The organism is Roseovarius sp., from assembly GCF_030373445.1.
Taxonomy (GTDB): Bacteria; Pseudomonadota; Alphaproteobacteria; order Rhodobacterales; family Rhodobacteraceae; genus Roseovarius.
Window position 1 is genome coordinate 366,965 of the sequence record NZ_JAUCYU010000001.1, and the last position, 17,945, is coordinate 384,909.

Below are 17,945 nucleotides of genomic sequence, written 5' to 3' on the forward strand. Positions count from 1 at the left end.
CCGCCCATGCCCGCCACCATTTCCCGCGCCTCCTACGCCGCCATGTTCGGCCCCACCGTGGGCGACCGGCTGCGGCTGGCAGACACCGACCTCATCATCGAGGTCGAGCGTGACCTCATCGCCGAACGCGCCGGCGCGGCCGCCACCGGCGGCTCCGGCAACAATACGCTGACGTATGGTGAAGAGGTCAAGTTCGGCGGCGGCAAGGTCATCCGCGACGGCATGGGCCAGTCCCAGGCCACCCGCGCCGAGGGCGCCGTCGACACCGTCATCACCAACGCGCTCATCGTCGACCACACCGGCATCATCAAGGCCGACGTGGGCCTCAAGGACGGCCGCATCGCCGCCATCGGCAAGGCCGGCAACCCCGACACCCAGCCCGGCGTCGACATCATCGTCGGCCCCGGCACCGAGGCCATCGCGGGCGAGGGGCGCATCCTCACCGCCGGCGGTTTCGACAGCCACATCCACTTCATCTGCCCCCAGCAGATCGAGGACGCCCTGCACTCGGGCCTCACCACCATGCTCGGCGGCGGCACCGGCCCCGCCCACGGGACGCTCGCCACCACCTGCACGCCCGGCCCCTGGCATATCGGCCGCATGTTGCAGGCCGCCGACGCCTTCCCGATGAACCTCGCCTTCGCGGGCAAGGGCAACGCCTCCCTCCCCGCCGCGCTTGAGGAACAGGTCAACGCCGGCGCCTGCGCCCTCAAGCTGCACGAGGATTGGGGCACCACCCCCGGCGCCATCGACTGCTGCCTCTCCGTCGCCGACGCGCTCGACGTGCAGGTGATGATCCACACCGACACGCTCAACGAAAGCGGCTTCGTCGAGAACACCGTCAAGGCCATGAAGGGCCGCACCATCCACGCCTTCCACACCGAGGGCGCGGGCGGCGGCCACGCCCCCGACATCATCCGCATCTGCGGCGAGGAGCACGTGCTGCCCTCCTCCACCAACCCCACGCGCCCCTTCACCGTCAACACGCTGGAAGAGCATCTCGACATGCTCATGGTCTGTCACCACCTCGACAAATCCATCCCCGAGGACGTGGCCTTCGCCGAAAGCCGTATCCGCCGCGAGACCATCGCGGCCGAGGACATCCTCCACGACATGGGCGCCTTCTCGATCATCGCCTCCGACAGCCAGGCCATGGGCCGCGTGGGCGAGGTGATCATCCGCACCTGGCAGACCGCCGACAAGATGAAGAAACAGCGCGGCCGCCTCTCGGATGAAACCGGCGATAACGACAATTTCCGCGTCCGCCGCTACGTGGCGAAATACACCATCAACCCCGCCATCGCCCACGGCCTCTCGCACGAGATCGGCAGCATCGAGCCCGGCAAGCGCGCCGACCTCGTCCTCTGGAACCCCGCCTTCTTCGGCGTGAAACCCGAGATGGTCCTGATCGGCGGCACCATCGCCTGTGCCCAGATGGGCGACCCCAACGCGTCCATCCCCACGCCCCAGCCGGTCTATTCCCGGCCGATGTTCGGCGCCTATGGCCGCTCGGTCGAACGCTCCGCCGTCACCTTCGTCTCCGAAGCCGCGCAATCCGAAGGCATCGGCGCCGCCCTCGGCCTCGCCAAGGACACGCTCGCCGTCCGCAACACCCGCAACATCGGCAAGAAAGACCTCCTGCTCAACGACGCCACCCCGCATATCGAGGTGAACCCCGAAACCTACGAAGTCCGCGCCGACGGCGAGCTCCTCACCTGCGAGCCCGCCGAAACCCTGCCCATGGCCCAGCGCTACTTCCTGTTCTGAAGGAACACGACATGACCGACCTGCCCCTCGCCCAGACCGTCCGCCGCGCCGGGGAATGGCGCGGCGTGGCCGAGATCGTCACCCTCGATTACGACACCCGCTTCCTGCGCCGCAAACGCCTTGCCACAGACACCGGCCGCCCCTTCGTGATCGACCTCGAAAAGACCACCTCCCTCGAGGACGGCGACGCGCTGGAACTCGATGACGGCTCCCGCGTGGTCATCCGCGCCGCCGAGGAAGACGTGCTCGTCGTCACCGGCAAAAGCCTGCCGCGCCTCGCCTGGCATATCGGCAACCGCCACACCCCCTGCCAGGTCGACCCCGACCGCCTGCTCATCCAGCGCGACCCGGTGATCCGCCGGATGCTCGACCTGCTCGGCGCCACGGTCGAGGAAGCCCGCCACCCCTTCACGCCCGAGGGCGGCGCCTATGGCCACGGCCGCACCCATTCCCACGATCACGGCCACAGCCACAGCCCCGACCGCCACCAGGAACACGATCCCGAACACGACCACGACGAGACCGTCGATGCAGGCTGACCCCCGCCTTCTCACCCTCATGCAATGGCTCTCGCCCGCCTACCCGCTGGGCAGCTTCGCCTTCTCCCACGGGCTCGAAAGTGCCGTCCGCGCGGGCTGGGTCCATGACGCCGACACGCTGGAAGACTGGCTCGCCGACCTGCTGACAGACGGCTCCGGCCGCAATGACGCCATCCTCCTCCGCCTCGCCCACGCCGCCCCCACCCCAGAGGCCCTCGACGACATCGACGCCACCGCCCGCGCCCTCGCCCCCTCCGCCGAGCGCCTGCGCGAGGCCGAGCGCCAGGGCACAGCCTTCGCCCGCGTCACCGGCCCGGTCTGGTCCATCGACCTGCCCGACCTCCTCCTCCCCGTCGCCGTCGGCCGCGCCGCCGGCCTTCTCTCGCTCGATGCCGACATCACCACCATGCTCTACCTGCAGGGCTTCGCCTCCAACCTCACCTCCGCCGCCCAGCGCCTCATGCCGCTCGGCCAGACGCAAGCACAGCGCACGCTCTCCCGCCTTGCCCCCCTCTGCCAGCGCCTCGTCTCGGACACCGCCGGCGCCACCGCGGCCGACCTCCACAGCAACACCTTCCTCTCCGACATCGCCGCGATGACCCACGAAACCCTGCAACCAAGGCTCTTCCAGTCATGACACGCATGAACGGCCCCCTCCGCATCGGCATCGGCGGCCCCGTCGGCGCGGGCAAGACCACCCTCACCGCCCGCCTCGCCGAACTGATGAAAGACCATTACTCCATCGGCGTCATCACCAACGACATCTACACCCAGGAAGACGCCGAGGCGCTCATGCGGATGCAGATCCTCCCCTCCGACCGCGTCCTCGGCGTCGAAACCGGCGGCTGCCCCCACACGGCGATCCGCGAGGACGCCTCGATCAACCTCGCCGCCGTGGCCGAGATGCAGCAACGCCACCCCGACCTCGAGATCGTCCTCATCGAATCCGGCGGCGACAACCTGTCGGCCACCTTCAGCCCGGAACTCGCCGACCTCACCATCTACGTCATCGACGTCGCCGCGGGCGAGGAGATCCCCCGCAAGGGCGGCCCCGCCATCACCCGCTCCGACCTGCTGGTAATCAACAAGACCGACCTCGCCCCCCATGTCGGCGCCTCGCTCGACGTGATGGCCCGCGACGCCGCGAAAATGCGCGGCGCCCGCCCCGTCCTCTTCACCGCGCTGCGCCACCGCGAAGGCCAGCAGGCGGTGCTCGACGCCATCCGCGACTTGTCCGGCCTCTCCCCCGCCCCATCTCTGTCGCAAGGTCAGTCTTTCAACTGAAACGTAGCTGACGTACAAATGACCCTGGGAAAGGCACGGGCCGCAACCGTGCCGGGGCCAAGACGCGAACGGAAAACCACCGGGCTTCGGGGGACACTCATGCGACACATCCTGACCGCGCTGCTGCTGGCCGCGGCACTGCCGGGCGCTACCCACGCCCAGCAGGCAGAGCGCCTGCCGCTCGCCAAGCTGATCCCGGTCGAGGCCGGCGATGCCGCCGTCACCCGCAAGTTCTTCGGCCATGTCGCCGCGAAGGAAACCGTCGATCTGGCCTTCCAGGTCGGCGGTCAGGTCGTCAAACTCCCCGTGGTCGAGGGCAACCCGATCACCGAGGGCGACCTGATCGCCCAGCTTGACCTCGAACCGTTCGAGCTCTCCCTCGAACAGGCCCGCGTGGAAAAGGAACAGGCCGACCGCACCCTCGAACGCCTCCGCAAGCTCGAGGGCAACGCCGTCAGCCAGGTCTCCGTCGAGGATGCCGAGACCCAGTCCAACCTCGCCGGCATCGCCGTGCGCAACGCCGAACGCTCGCTCGAGGAAGCCACGCTCGAGGCGCCCTTCGACGGGCTCGTCGCCCGCCGCATGGTGGCCAACTTCACCTCCGTCGCCGCGGGCACCGCCATCGTCCGCCTGCATGACATGTCCGAGCTCCGGGTCGAGATCGACGTGCCCGAGGTGCTCTTCCAGCAGGCCGGCCGCGACCCGGATATCGAGCTTTTCGCCAGCTTCCCCGCCTCCGACGAACGCTTCCCCCTCACCGTGCGCGAGTTCAACGCCGAAACCTCCGATATCGGCCAGACCTTCCGCATCACGCTGGCCATGCCGCCGCCCGACGACCTGATCGTGCTGCCCGGCTCCTCGGTCGAGGTCACCGCCACCTTGCGCAAGCCCGGCGCCGCCATCACCATCCCCAAGACCGCCGTGGTCATGAGCAACGATGGCAGCCCCTACGTGATGCTCTTCACCCCCGACGACGAGAACGGCGCCGCCGGCACCGTCGCCCGCACACCCGTGACCGTCGAGCCCACAAATACCGGCCGCGTCCGCGTGACCGACGGGCTCGAGGAGGGGCAGGAAATCGTCGCGTCCGGCGCCGCCGGCCTGAAAGACGGCGACCGCGTCGCCCGTTTCGGCACCTTCCCGGAATGAGCCGGCGGCCATGAACATCGCCACCTTCTCCATCGCCCGGCCGATCTACGTCTGGATCCTCGTCCTGGTCTGCCTCCTGGGCGGCATCTGGGGCTTCGCCACCGTGGGCCGCCTCGAAGACCCTTCCTTCACCATCAAGAGCGCGGTGATCATCACCCGCTACCCCGGCGCCAGCGCCCTCCAGGTCTCGCGCGAGGTCTCCGAACCGCTGGAATCCGAGATCCAGAAGATGAGCGAGGTCGACGAGATCCGCTCGGTCAACCAGCCCGGCCTGTCCCGCATCACGGTGGACATGAAAGACACCTTTGCCGGCGACGAACTACCCGAGATCTGGACCAAGCTGCGCACCCGTGTCAGCGACGCCCAGCTTCCCGACGGCAGCAGCCAGCCCTTCGTCAACGACAGCTACGGCGACGTCTTCGGCATCTACTACGCCATCACCGCCCCGGGCTATTCCGACCGCGAACTCTACGAGCTCTCCCGCTTCCTCCGCCGGGAACTGCTCACCGTCGACGGCGTCGCCGATGTCGACGTCTCCGGCGTCCCGCAGGAGGTGGTCTACGTCGAACCCGACCTCGTGCAATCCACCAACCAGAACGTGCCCCCCGGCGCCATTCAGCAGGCCATCGCCAACGCCGACAGCGTCACCGAGGGCGGCACGCTGGAAACCGAGACCGGCCGCATCCTGATCCAGGGGCCGGAGGGCAGCGACACCGTCTCGGAAATCGCCGGCCTCACCGTGGGCGTGGGCGGCGAGGTGCTGAACCTCTTCGACTTCTCCGACGTCTACCGCGACCGCGAGGAAGACCCCGACATCCTGATCCGCCACAACGGGCAGGAGGCCTTCACCCTCGGCATCGCCGGCGTCAGCTCCGAGAACATCGTCGACGTGGGCAAGCGCGCCGACGCCAAGCTCGACGAGCTCGCGCCCCGCCTGCCGCTGGGCATCGCCATCCACCCGATCTACCAGCAGCACGAGGTGGTCGAGGAAGCCTCCAACGACTTCCTCACCAACCTCGCCATGTCGGTCAGTATCGTGGTGATCGTGCTGGCGCTCTTCATGGGCTGGCGCGCGGCGGCCGTGGTTGGCGTGACGCTCCTGCTCACCGTGGTCGGCACGCTCTTCTTCATGGGTCTCTTCTCGATCGAGATGGAACGCATCTCGCTCGGCGCGCTGATCATCGCCATGGGCATGCTGGTCGACAACGCCATCGTCGTGGCCGAGGGGATGCAGATGACCATGCTGCGCGGCAAGTCCTCCCACGATGCCGCGGAAGAGGCCGCCGGCCAGACCCAGGTCCCCCTCCTCGGCGCCACCGTCATCGGCATCATGGCCTTCGCCGGCATCGGCCTCAGCCCCGACGCCACGGGCGAATTCCTGTTCTCGCTCTTCGCGGTGATCGGCATCTCGCTGCTGCTCTCGTGGGTGCTGGCCCTGACCGTCACGCCACTGCTCGGGCATTACTTCTTCAAGCGCGGCTCCGGCGAAGAGGGCGGCAGCTACGACGGTGCGATCTTCCGCGCCTATGCCGGCCTCCTGCGTGCCTGCCTGCGGCTCTGGTGGCTGGTCATCCCCGGCCTCGTCGCCATCACCGTGGTCTGCTTCATGCTCTTCGGCCAGATCAAGCAACAGTTCTTCCCCGACAGCAACACGCCGCTCTTCTTCGTCCACTACAAGCTCGAACAGGGCGCCTCGATCCACCAGACCTCCGAAGACCTGCGCGTGCTCGAAGACTGGCTGATGCAGCAGGACGAGGTCGTCTCCACCACCTCCTATGCCGGGCAGGGCGCGATCCGCTTCATGCTCACCTACCAGGCGGAAGACCCCAACCCGTCCTACGGGCACATCATCGTCCGGACCGAGACGATCGACACCATCGCCTTCGTCATCAACCGGATGGAGGAATTCACCGCCCAGACCCTCCCCGAGGGCGAATTCCGCGCCAAGCGCCTCGCCTTCGGCCCCGGCGGCGGCAACCCGATCGAGGCGCGCTTCTCCGGCTCCGACCCGGCGGTCCTGCGCGAGCTCGCCGACCAGGCCGCCGAACGGCTTGAGGCCGCCTCCGACAACATCGTCGCCCCCCGCATCGACTGGCGCGAACAGGAACTGGTCCTGCGGCCCGTCTACGCCAACGACCGCGCCCAGGAGGCCGGCATCAACCGCGACGACGTCACCGGCATCCTGCGCTTCGCAACCGACGGCATCCAGGCCGGCGTCTACCGCGAGGGCGAGCGCCAGATCCCCATCATCCTGCGCGCCGACCCCGAAGACGACCTCGCCCTGACCGATTTCGTCATCTACTCCGAAAGCGCCCAGGCCTTCGTTCCCTTCGAACAGATGACCAACGGCCTGCGCTTCGACCCGCAGAACACGCTGCTCAAACGCCGCGACCGCGTGCTCACCATCACCGTCGGCGCCGACATCGCGCCCGGCCTCACCGCGGCCCAGGTGCAATCCGAAGTCACCCGGACCATCGAGGAGATGGAACTCCCCTCCGGTTACGACATGGAATGGGGCGGCGAGCTGGAAAGCTCCACCCAGGCCCAGCAAAGCCTCGGCCGCCAGCTTCCGCTCAGCCTGATCGTCATGGTCACCATCTCGGTGCTGCTCTTCAACGCCATCCGCCAGCCGCTGATCATCTGGCTGCTGGTGCCGATGTCCGTCAACGGCGTCAGCCTCGGGCTGCTCGGCACCGGCATGCCCTTCACCTTCACCGCGCTGCTCGGCCTCCTGTCGCTCTCGGGGATGCTGATCAAGAACGGCATCGTCCTGGTCGACCAGATCGACATCGAACGCCGCGACAAGCCGGCGCAACCGCTGAAAGATTCGATTGTCGCCGCCTCGGTGTCGCGCCTCCGCCCGGTGGTCCTGGCGGCCGCCACGACCATCCTCGGCATGATCCCGCTGATATGGGATGCGTTCTTCCAGTCGATGGCCGTCACCATCATGGGCGGGCTCGCCTTCGCCTCGATCCTGACGCTGATCGCGGCCCCGGTGTTTTATTACGTATTCTTCATCCGCGCCGACCGGAATGCGCCTGCCGCACAAAGCGAAACCGCTTCCCCGGCGTAATTCGCCCGCAGCCGGGAAAACGACACGGGATTTGTGGTCGTCAACCGCATTGTGTGGTCGATCCCGGCGGAACTTGCGATATATTGAAAGCGACAGTGGAGTTTCACCCTTGCGTTCGACCCGACAGATTGCACGCTGCTTTCTTTTCCTGGCACTTCTCGGCGTGGCCCGCCTCGCCGCCGCGGCCGAGGTCTTCATCCAGCTTCCCGCCGATGCGCAGGGCCTCAATGGCCAGCTGCGCGATGCCTCCCTCAGCGTCCAGACCGCCGGGGAAGAGGACGTCACCGCCCAGGATCTCATGGCCGCCGCCCGCGCCGATTATGCCCGCATGCTCGGCGCCCTCTACGAGGTCGGGCGCTATGGCGGCGTGGTCAGCGTCAAGGTCGACGGGCGCGAGGTGGCCGACATCTCGCCCCTCGCCACGCCGCGCCAGGTGCGCCAGATCGTCATCCAGGTCCAGCCCGGCCCGCTCTTCCGCTTCTCCACCACCCGCATCGCCCCCCTCGCCCCGGAAACCGAGCTGCCCGAGGGCTTCCGCCCCGGCGCCCCGGCCTATTCCGCCGTCATCGGCGAATCGATCGACATCGCCGGCGACACGTGGCGCAACCGTGGCCATGCCAAGGTCGCCATCGCCGACCAGCGCATCACCGCCAACCACCGCGGCGCCCGCCTCTCGGCCGAGGTCACCATCGCCCCCGGCCCCCGCCTCACCTTCGGCAACCTCGTCGTGACCCGCCGCGGTGCCGTCCGCCCCGAACGCATCCGCGCCATCGCCGGCCTTCCCACGGGCAAGGTCTACTCCCCCGAAGAGGTCCGCCAGGCCAGCCAGCGGCTCCGCCGCACCGGCGCCTTCTCCTCCGTCGTGCTGGAGGATGCCGAGACCATCGGCCCCGGCAACACGCTCGACATCCATGCCACGCTGGCCGACGCCAAGCCGCGCCGCTTCGGCTTCGGCGCCGAGATTTCCTCGCTCGAAGGGCTCACCCTCTCCAGCTTCTGGCTGCACCGCAACCTGTTCGGCGGCGCCGAACGCCTCCGGATCGAGGGTGAGGTCAGCGGCATCGGCGGCGATTCCGGCGGGATGGATTACATCTTCTCCACCCGCTTCGAGCGCCCCGCCACCTTCAACCCCGACACCGATTTCTTCCTCGCCGCCCGCGCACAGGAGCTGGACGAGCCCGACTTCCGCGAACGCAGCATCCGCGTCGGCGGCGGCTTCCTCCACCGCTTCTCGGACGAGCTGACCGGCGAAATCGGCATCGCCTACCAGTTCACCGACATCAACGACGATCTCGGCTCCCGCACGCTCGAGCATTTCCTGCTCCCCGCCAGCCTCGAATACGACACCCGCGACGAAGAGCTGAACGCCAAGAAGGGTGTCTACGCCAACCTCGAACTGACCCCCTTCATCGGCCTCGACAATGACAGCCTCGGCGCGCGCATGTATCTCGACGCCCGCAACTACCTGACCTTCGGCAAGAGCGACGGCCTCACCTTCGCCACCCGCGCCCAGCTCGGCTCGGTCAGCGGCGCCGCCATCGGCGAGGTGCCGCCCGACATGCTGTTCTACTCGGGCGGCGCGGGCACCGTGCGCGGCCAGTCCTACAAGTCGCTCGCGGTCAACCTCGGCCCCGGCCTGCGCATCGGGGGCCGCTCCTTCGCGGCGCTCTCCGCCGAACTGCGCGCCCGCGTCAAGGACAAGTGGTCCGTCGTGGGCTTCGCCGATGCGGGCTTCGTCGGCGCCGACAGCTGGTGGGACGACGGCTCGACCCATTACGGCGCCGGCTTCGGCGTGCGCTACGATACCGGCCTCGGCCCCATCCGCGTCGACATCGCCACCCCGCTCGGCAGCGACGCGGGCGACGACATCGAACTCTATATCGGGATAGGACAGGCATTCTGATGCGTCTTCTCCGCCTCATCGCGCTCGTCACCCTCACCGCCCTGCCCGCCGCCGCGCAGGAAGAGAACGAGGCCGACAAGACCTATCTCGAAGGCTGGATCGAGGACGCGCTCTCCGGCGCCGGCCGCGCGGTCACCATCACCGGTTTCCGCGGTGCGCTCTCCTCGAACGCCACGCTGGAACGGATGACCATTTCCGACGACGAGGGCATCTGGCTGACCATGGAGGACGCCACGCTCGTCTGGTCCCGTGCCGCCCTCCTGCGCGGCGAGGTCGACGTGACAGAGCTCTCCGCCGCCGTCATCGACATCGCCCGCCTCCCCGAGGGCGGCGAACAGGTCACCCCCGACGATGCCGAGGCCACGGCCTTCGCCCTGCCCGAACTGCCCGTCTCGGTCTCCATCGACGATCTCCGCGCCGACGAGGTCCGCCTCGGCCCCTCGATCCTCGGCGAAGCCGCCACCATGACGGTCGAGGCCACCGTGCAGCTCGCCGGCGGCGCGGGCGAGGCGCAGCTTGCCATCGAACGCACCGACCGGCCCGACCAGATCACCCTCGACGCCGCCTTCGACAATGAATCCCGCGTGCTCGCCATCGATCTCGACTTCGACGAGGCCGAGGGCGGCATGGTCTCCAAGGCCCTCAACATCCCCGGCGAACCCGCCATGCGCCTCCAGGTCCAGGGCGAGGCACCGCTCTCCGACTTCCAGGCGCAGGTGGCACTCTCCTCCGACGGCACACGCCGCTTCGGCGGCGCCATCAGCATCGCCGCCCTCGACGCCGACAACGAGGACGCGGGTTACGCCTTCTCAACCGACCTCTCCGGCGACCTCCGCCAGCTCTTCACCCCCGACCTGCACCCGTTCTTCGGCGAAAACGCCGCGCTGCGCGTCTCGGGCCAGACCTATGCCGACGGCCGCCTCACCCTCGATACGCTCGCCCTAGAAGCGGGCGGGATCGAGCTGACCGGCGACCTCGCCCTCGATGCCGACGGCTGGCCGAGCGAATTCAACCTCGACGGCCGCGTCGGCGGCGAGGGCCGCCTGCGCCTGCCCGTCTCCGAGCCGATCACCTCGATCGAGGCCGGCCGCATCACCGCGCGCTACAACGCCGCCGAGGGCGACGCCTGGAACGCGAACATCTCGGTCGACGGCCTCACCCGCGACGGGCTCGAGATCGACGGCGCCCGGGTCGAGGGCACCGGCACCATCACCCGCGGCGACAACGAAAGCTTCCTCGCCGACCTTACCTTCAGCACCCAGGGCGTCACCCACCGCGACGAGGCGCTTGCCCGCGCCATCGGCGGCGCGCCGAACGGCAAGCTCCGCCTCACCTACCAGCCCGAGCGCCCGACCCAGATCGAAACCCTCGAAGTGGCCAGCGGCGACGCCACCCTCACCGCGCAGGGCACCCTCGACGGGCTGGCCGACGGCTTCCCCGTCTCCGGCCGCGCCACCCTGAAAAGCGACGACCTGCGCCGCTTCGCCGGTGTCGCCCGGCGCGACCTTGCCGGCTCCGCCAACCTCACCGTGCTGGGCGAGGGCAACCTCCTCGGCGGCGCCTTCGACGTCGAGATCGAGGCCGCCACGCAGGATCTCGAAACCGGCACCGACCGGCTCGATCCCCTGCTCACCGGCCGCAGCACGCTGGAAATCGACGCCCGCCGCACCGAGGACGGCACCTTCATCGACCGACTCGTCATCGACAACGCCTCCGTCGACGCCACCGCCGAGGCCCGGCTGAACGCCGAAAGCGGCGCGCTCACCCTCCAGGGCCGGCTCGAGGACCTCTCGCTCGTCGAGCCCCGCATCGCCGGCCCGGCCACCATCGACACCGCCCTGGGCTGGCAGGCCGACGGTCAGGTCACGATCGACCGCCTCCTCGTCGAAGCGGTCGACACCACCCTCACCGCCGAAGGCTCGCTCAACACGCAGGCCCGTACCCTGCCCTTCAACGGCCGCCTCAACCTCCAGGCCGCCGACCTCTCGCGCCTCGCCGGCTTGGCCGACCGCCCGCTCGACGGTGCCATCGACCTCGACGTCACCGGCAACGGCACGATCCGCAAATCCGAAGAGACGGACGAACCCGAAACCCTGCCCGACGGCATCGATTCCATCGTCGCCCAGATCGAGAACCTCCTCGGCGACAGCTTCGAAATCGACCTCGCCGCCACCTCGCAGAACCTGCAAACCGGCATCGAGCGACTCGACCCGATCCTCCGCGGCAATGCCCGTATCGAGATCGAGACCAGCCGCACCGACGAGGGCACCGCCATCGAACGGCTGATGATCGACAGCGACGCCGTCACCGCCGAGGCCGACGCCCGGCTGACCTCGGAAACCGTCGCCCTCGCCCTCAAGGCCCGGCTCGACAACCTCGGCCGGGTCGAGCCAACGCTCTCCGGCCCCGCCGATATCGACACCGCCCTCACGTGGCGGGCCGAGGACGGGCAGGTCACCGTCTCCCGCCTGTCCCTCGACGCGCTCGACGCCAGCCTGAACACCGAGGGCACCATCGGCACCGGCGATCCCGACCTCCCCGTCAACGGCCAGCTCTCCCTCGACGCCGCCGACCTCTCCCGCCTCGCGGGCCTCGCCGGGCGGCCGCTCGCGGGCACCATCGACCTCGACCTCGCCGGCACGGGCAAGATCAACGGCCGTAGCGTCGACGCCGAGGTCTCGCTCGACGCCACCGGCTTCCGCTCCGGCATCGCCCAGGTCGACCGCATCTTCGGCTCCGACATCACCCTCGACACCAAGCTCGCCTACGGCGACAGCACCCCCTTCGTCGAAACCCTCGAACTCGCCGCCGCGCGCCTCTCCGCCTCGGCCTCCAGCGCGGCCCCGGGCGAGCCCATCACCATCTCCGCCAACCTCGCCGATCTCGGCCTGCTCGCCCCCGGCATCAACGGGCCCGCCACGCTGAACGGGCGCGTCACCATCCTCGACAGCCGCGGCGAAGACCTCGACGTCAACCTCAACTTCGACGGGCCCGGCGGCGTCGGCGCCCGCATCTCCGGGCGCATCAACGACCTCGGCCAGACCGTCGCGCTCGCCATCAACGGCAATGCGCCCCTCGCGCTGGCCAACAGCTTCATCCAGCCACGCTCGATCGAGGGGCCCGCCCGCTTCGACCTCCGCGTCGATGGCAAGCCCGGCCTCTCCGCCCTCTCCGGCCAGGCCTCGATCAACAACGCCCGCGTTTCGATCCCCGGCATCGCCACCGCCATCGAGGGGCTCACTGGTACCGTCAACCTCTCCGGCGGACAGGCCAATGCCGACATCACCGGCAACACCGGGACGGGGGGCAATTTCCGCATCACCGGCCCGATCACCCTCTCCGCGCCCTACAACGCCTCGCTCGAGGCCCGCCTCAACGCCCTCCGCGTGATCGACCCCTCGCTGTTCGAGACCATCGTCAACGGCCGCGTCACCGTCACCGGGCCGCTCACCGGCGGCGCCCGCATCGGCGGCGCGATCATGCTGGGCCGCACCGAGATCCAGGTGCCCTCCGGCGGAAGCTCCGCCCCCGGCACCATCCCCAACCTGCGCCACGTCAACGAACCCGCCGCCGTCCGCCGCACCCGCCAGCGCGCCGGCATGATCGAGACCGGCAAGCGCGGCGGCCCCGCCGCGGCCTTCCCCATCGACCTCGTGATCAACGCCCCCAACCAGGTCTTCGTGCGCGGCCGCGGTCTCGACGCCGAACTGGGCGGCGCCATCCGCCTTGGCGGCACCACCGCCGACGTCAACGCCAGCGGCACGTTCGAGCTGATCCGCGGCCGGATGGACATCCTCACCAAGCGCCTCGACCTGACCGAGGGGCTCATCGACCTGCGCGGCGCGCTCGACCCCTACCTGCGATTCGTCGCCCGCACCGAAACCGACGAGCTGACCATCGACATCATCCTCGAAGGCCTCGCCAGCGACCCCAACATCACCTTCACCTCCTCCCCCGACCTCCCGCAGGAGGAGATCCTCGCCCAACTCCTCTTCGGGCGCAGCTTCACCTCCATGTCGGCCTTCCAGGCGGCCCAGCTCGTCAGCGCCGTCGCCACCCTCTCGGGGCGGGGCTCGGGCGGCCTGACGGGGCGGCTCCGCGGCGCACTGGGGCTCAGCGATTTCGACGTCACCACATCCGAGTCCGGCGCCACCCAGTTCAGCGCGGGCGCCTACCTGTCCGAGAACATCTATTCCGAATTCACCGCCGACAGCGACGGCAACAACGAGATCAACCTGAACCTTGATCTCAGCTCCTCGGTCACGGTGAAAGGCAGCGCCAGCAGCGACGGCGACACCGGCCTCGGCATCTTCTACGAAAAGGATTACTGAGGCGCGCCGCCCCGCCCCCCGGCCGAACCCGGATCAGGCAACCCCGACCCGCTTCCGCTGCATCGTGTCGTAATCCCGCAGAAGCCGCGCCTCGTAGCGCTTCAGGCAATGCCGCGCCGTATCGCCCATGTGCCGCGGTGCGCTCCGTAGCTCCGGGAACAGCCCGAACAGCTCCTCCCGCGCCTCCTCGCAGATCGCGCTCAGGCCCACGTCCCCGGCATGGAAACTCTCCGTGGCGATGCCCTCGGCATAGATCACCTCGTGATGGTCGAACATCACGTGGATATAGGTCACCTCCGGCATCTCCCTGACCTTCACGTCGGCATCGTCGACAAGATGCTTGGCCGCCACCAGCACCTCGTCCTGCCCGAACAGCAGCTGCGCCTGGTAGCCCGCGAACAGGATCCGGTGCTGCGGCGACACCAGCAGCCCGGTGCGCGAGCCGTCCATCACGTTCGGCGCCACCATCACCGGGGCGAACCGGCCCCGCCCCGGCACCGTGCGCCGGCCGATCCACCGGATCGGCCGCAAGCCGCTGTCCCGCGTCACCACCCGGTCGCCGATCTTCAGGCTCTCGATCGGCCGCTCGCCGACCTCCGTCAGGATCATCGTGCCCGGCGTGAAACAGATGATGTTCTCGATCTCCGAGAACTCCACGAACGTCCCGTCGGCCATCGTGAAGTTGCCCGACAGCCCGGCCGCGTTGTCATCGGTGTTGGTGAAGGTGATGTCGTCATAGGTCACGTCCGGCGTCAGAACCAGCGTGTCGCCGCCCGTCTCGTCCCCCTCGCCGCCGGTGATGGAAATCGAATCGTTGCCCGTGCCCGTGGTATCAAGGTCGGCCAGCTCGAACCGGTCGTCGCCGTCGCCGCCCTCCACCGTGTCGCCCTGGTCGACGGTGATCGTGTCGTTCCCGGCCCCGCCAAGGACAAGGTCCGCCCCGTCGCCCCCGTCAAGGATATCGCCGCCCGTGTCGGTATCCGGGCCGCCGGCGATCCCCGTCACCGTGCCGCTCACGTTATCGACCAGAAGGTCGGTGCCCCCGGTATTGACGATCTCGATGGTGATCGGCTCGCCGTTCAGGCTCGGGTCGGAATACCCCTCGCTGCTGACCGTCACGGTCTGCAGCCCGTCGATATCCCCGGTCGTCCCGCTCTGCGTCCCGATCAGCGTGTCGCCGGCATAGATGTTGACCGTGTAGCTCACCGACCCGGCATAGGTCGCGTCACCGAGATCGACCTCGAACTCGTAGGTCTCGCCGTCGGTATACTCCTGCGTCAGCGTCTGGCTCAGCGTGTCGCCGTTGGCATACAGGAAGGCGACGTTGCTGCCGTCGATATCGCTTTCGTCGATCTGCCCCGAGGTCGGGTTGAAATCGCCCACCTCCGTGCCGCTCGTCTCCCAGCCGGGCGTGCCCTCCGACCAGCCGCCATCGCCGTGGCTCGTCTGCTCGAAACTGCTGTTGACGATATCGATCGGCGCCGAACCGGTGGTCAGCGTATCGTCCCCGCCAAGGATCGTGTCGTTCCCCGCCCCGCCGTGGATCTCGTCCGAACCGAGGTTGCCGACAAGGTAATCGTTCCCCTCGCCGCCCTCGATCGTGTCGTCGCCATCGCTCCGGCCCTGCGCGGTGAAATGCACGTCGGTGACCCAGATCACCTGCCCGCTGCCGCCAAGCTGGTCGTAATCCACCTCGACATAGGCCACCGGCCCCTCGATCTCGACCAGCAGCGAACCGTTGGCCCCGGTCGAGCTCTGCGACCCCTCGCCATCGACGAATGGCGACGTGCCCGTCTCGGTCACGCCCTGGTAGGTGACCGTCACGTCAAGCTCGTTGCCCTCCTCGTCATAGGCCCGAACGGTGATCCCGTCCTCCCAGCCGCCGCTGCTGCCCGACTGGTCGACATCGTTGATCCGGAAGCTGACATCGGTGACCTCGTCCTCGAAGCCCGACCCCTCGACCGCCGAGAAATCCATCCGCAGCGTCGCGGTATCCCCCGCCGTGCCACCCCCGCGCAGTTCGACCGAGGAATTGCCGTCGAACGGCTCGCCCGTGCCCACGTACTGGCCGGTCGTCGTCTCGACATTGGCGCTCTGGCCGTTGCCCTCGTCGGTATAGGTGACGGTCACGTCGATGCCGCCGGTATCCTGCGTGAAGCCGCTGCCGATGCTCTGGCCGTCACTGCCGGCCGCGCTCCAGTCGAGGAACAACTCGGTATCCTCGGCACTGACCCCGCCGGTGATCCGGTCGTCGCCCTCGCCGCCGATCAGGCTGTCGCCGCCGCCGCCGCCGCCGTCGATCGTGTCATTGCCGATGCCGCCGTCGATCGTGTCGGCGCCGTCCTCGCCATCCATCACGTCGCCCCGCGCGGTGCCGTCCAGCACGTCGCCGCCACCCCCGCCATAGGCCACCATGAAGTAATCGAGCTGCGTGCCGCCGCCGAGATTGGCATCCGTCCCGGTCACCCCGGCCTCGCCGACCGTGAAGCTGTCAGACCCGTCGCTGATGGTGATCACGCCGGTCGCGGCGTCGACATCCACCGAATACCCCGGCGGCAACGCCGAGAAATCCAGCCCGTGCCCGGCCGCGCCTTCGCTGATCCCCGACCAGAAAGCGGCGCTGTCCCAATTCTCTGTCGTGACCACGTAGACGGTCATGGCGGTCCTCGAATACGTCTGTACCACCCCGGCGCCGGTGTCCCGGCATCGGGCCGACGGGCAAAACCCGCCTGTTTCAAAGGCTCGGGGCTGCTCGCTCCTGCCTCGGTCCGGCGGCGTTCAAACGACAACGGGGCATGGCCCCGGCGCCGCGGTCCGGCCGGTTCTCTCCATCATCGGAACTAGAGACGAATTTGGGGTAGATTATGGATCAATCTGGGAGAAACTATGGTCCGCCGCCGCCTGTGCCTTTTTCTGCTCCTCCCCGGCCCGGCCAACCACCTCGGCGATCCGCTGCAATTGCGGCGCCAGCGGGCTCGACCGCCGCCAGATCATCCCCACCGTCCGCGACGGCTCCGGCTTGCCGAACCGCGCCACCGACACGTCGGCCGAGCGTGTCTCCACCGGCACCGCCATCTCGGGGATCAGCGTCACCCCGATGCCCGAGCCCACCATCTGCACCAGCGTCGACAGCGACGACCCGTCCAGCCCGTCTCCCGGCACCGCCGGCCGGATATTGCAGAACGACAGCGCCTGGTCGCGGAAACAATGCCCCTCCTCCAGCAGCAGAAGCCGCATACGCGCCAGGTCCTCGGCCCTCGGCACCGGCTGCCCCGCCTCGGCACCGGGCCGCACCAGCATGAACGCCTCGTCGAACAGCGCCACCTCCGCCAGCCCCGGCTCGGAAATCGGCAGCGCCACGATGGCGGTGTCCAGCCGCCCGTCCAGCAACTCCCTGATCAGCCGCTCGGTCAGCGTCTCGCGCACGTGGATGTCGATCCCCCGATGCGTCTCCGACAACGCCCTTATCACCCGCGGCAGCAGGTAGGGCGCGATCGTGGGAATCACCCCGATCCGCAGCCGCCCGATCAGCTTGTCCTCGCTCGCCCGCGCCAGGTCCTCCAGCTCGTCCACCGACCGCAGGATATCCTGCACCCGGTCCGCGAACCGCTCCCCCAGCCCCGTCAGCCGCACCTGTCGCGCCCCCCGCTCGAACAGCTGCGCGCCGATATCCTCCTCGAGATCGCGAATCTGCACCGACAATGCCGGCTGCGACACCGCGCAGGCCTCCGCCGCCCGCCCGAAATGCCCGTGCCGCGCCAGCGCCTCGAAATATTTCAACTGTCTCAGGGTGATGTTCGCCATAATAAAAAATTATCGCCATAATCCGAAAATTCAACTTAAATCAATCGAACGGATTTGTTAGAACCATTCCAGAATCTGGAGGGGAGGACCGATAA

General features: G+C 68.6%; 10 protein-coding genes. 8 read left to right on the forward strand and 2 right to left on the reverse strand.

Annotated elements, in window-relative coordinates; translation table 11 throughout:
• The first annotated feature begins 6 nt into the window (after nucleotides 1-6).
• From ureC to QUV18_RS01690, 8 genes are all read left to right on the forward strand, one after another.
• Nucleotides 7-1,767 carry an urease subunit alpha gene (gene ureC, locus QUV18_RS01655; RefSeq protein WP_300891510.1) on the forward strand — a complete coding sequence of 587 codons (1,761 nt, stop codon included), beginning with the start codon at nucleotides 7-9 and terminating at the stop codon, nucleotides 1,765-1,767.
• An 11-nt stretch (nucleotides 1,768-1,778) separates the two neighbouring features.
• On the forward strand, nucleotides 1,779-2,306 hold the full coding sequence (ureE, locus tag QUV18_RS01660; protein ID WP_300891511.1) for an urease accessory protein UreE: 528 nt from the start codon (nucleotides 1,779-1,781) through the stop codon (nucleotides 2,304-2,306).
• On the forward strand, nucleotides 2,296-2,943 hold the full coding sequence (locus tag QUV18_RS01665) for an urease accessory protein UreF (protein WP_300891513.1): 648 nt from the start codon (nucleotides 2,296-2,298) through the stop codon (nucleotides 2,941-2,943). The genes ureE and QUV18_RS01665 overlap by 11 nt, the downstream gene beginning before the upstream one ends.
• Nucleotides 2,940-3,590 carry an urease accessory protein UreG gene (ureG, locus tag QUV18_RS01670; protein ID WP_300891515.1) on the forward strand — a complete coding sequence of 217 codons (651 nt, stop codon included), beginning with the start codon at nucleotides 2,940-2,942 and terminating at the stop codon, nucleotides 3,588-3,590. The genes QUV18_RS01665 and ureG overlap by 4 nt, the downstream gene beginning before the upstream one ends.
• Before the next feature lie 99 nt (nucleotides 3,591-3,689).
• The gene (locus QUV18_RS01675; RefSeq protein ID WP_300891517.1) at nucleotides 3,690-4,739 is read left to right on the forward strand and encodes an efflux RND transporter periplasmic adaptor subunit; all 1,050 of its coding nucleotides are present in this window, start codon (nucleotides 3,690-3,692) and stop codon (nucleotides 4,737-4,739) included.
• A gap of 10 nt (nucleotides 4,740-4,749) precedes the next feature.
• Nucleotides 4,750-7,812 carry an efflux RND transporter permease subunit gene (locus QUV18_RS01680; protein WP_300891518.1) on the forward strand — a complete coding sequence of 1,021 codons (3,063 nt, stop codon included), beginning with the start codon at nucleotides 4,750-4,752 and terminating at the stop codon, nucleotides 7,810-7,812.
• 109 nt (nucleotides 7,813-7,921) lie between these two features.
• Nucleotides 7,922-9,715, forward strand: coding sequence for an autotransporter assembly complex family protein (locus tag QUV18_RS01685; RefSeq protein WP_300891519.1), 1,794 nt, complete (start codon nucleotides 7,922-7,924; stop codon nucleotides 9,713-9,715).
• Entirely contained in the window at nucleotides 9,715-14,046 is a 4,332-nt protein-coding gene (locus tag QUV18_RS01690; protein ID WP_300891520.1) for a translocation/assembly module TamB domain-containing protein, read from the forward strand. The genes QUV18_RS01685 and QUV18_RS01690 overlap by 1 nt, the downstream gene beginning before the upstream one ends.
• Before the next feature lie 33 nt (nucleotides 14,047-14,079).
• Here the strand turns inward: QUV18_RS01690 and QUV18_RS01695 are convergent, their stop codons facing one another.
• Nucleotides 14,080-16,704, reverse strand: coding sequence for a Hint domain-containing protein (locus tag QUV18_RS01695; RefSeq protein WP_300891521.1), 2,625 nt, complete (start codon nucleotides 16,702-16,704; stop codon nucleotides 14,080-14,082).
• Nucleotides 16,705-16,908: 204 nt separating this feature from the next.
• Nucleotides 16,909-17,850 carry a hydrogen peroxide-inducible genes activator gene (locus QUV18_RS01700; protein ID WP_300891523.1) on the reverse strand — a complete coding sequence of 314 codons (942 nt, stop codon included), beginning with the start codon at nucleotides 17,848-17,850 and terminating at the stop codon, nucleotides 16,909-16,911.
• Between the last annotated feature and the right edge of the window lie 95 nt (nucleotides 17,851-17,945).